Origin of the sequence: Haloferax sp. Atlit-10N (assembly GCF_003586325.1) — an archaeon.
GTDB lineage: Archaea > Halobacteriota > Halobacteria > Halobacteriales > Haloferacaceae > Haloferax > Haloferax prahovense.
The window spans coordinates 1-584 of record NZ_PSYX01000090.1 but is presented as its reverse complement, the minus strand read 5'-3'; the positions used below and the strand labels follow the sequence as shown (position 1 = coordinate 584).

The 584-nt window shown below is 58.7% G+C and carries 1 protein-coding gene; it reads right to left on the bottom strand.

Annotation, left to right across the window (positions count from 1 at the left end):
- The coding region (locus C5B91_RS21310) for an AarF/ABC1/UbiB kinase family protein (RefSeq protein ID WP_147374908.1) at positions 1–548 on the bottom strand (548 nt) is incomplete at its 3' end.
- Between the last annotated feature and the right edge of the window lie 36 nt (positions 549–584).

Here is a 584-nt window from a genome sequence, read left to right as displayed (position 1 = left end):
ACGCGTGGGATCGTAACGGTCTCATTCTCGTCGGCAGCGAAATTTTCCCGAATCTCCTCCATCATCTGGGCCTCTCGCTCGAAGTCCAGTTCCTCCAGAATGATGCGCTCAAAGTCGTCCGCCATGTTCCGGAGTGAGAAACTGAACCGATCAGGTGCGAGAAACAGTGCAAGGGGAACGAGGCGACGAATAATGCGCAGATCGGTCTCGATGAGGTCCTTGATTCCGGGGCGTCTTACTTTTACGACCACCTGTTTTCCCTGATAGGTCGCCCGATAGACCTGTGCTAGCGATCCGCCGGCGATGGGTTCGGGATCGAAGTCGTCGTACGAGTGATACCCGACGTCTTCGGCGAGAGCCGGAATCATCTCTCGATACGGACCCGCCGGGATCGCATCTTGGAGCACTGCGAACTCCTCCGCGTACACTTGCGGAACGAGATCTGGGCGCGTCGAGAGAACTTGGCCGATCTTTACGAACGTCGGCCCAAGGTTGAGCATCGCCTCCCGTAGACGGCGGGCACGCTGCTCGTGCTGGTCCCGTGGCACAGTGCGTGACCCACCGACGATCAGAAACCGATGCCG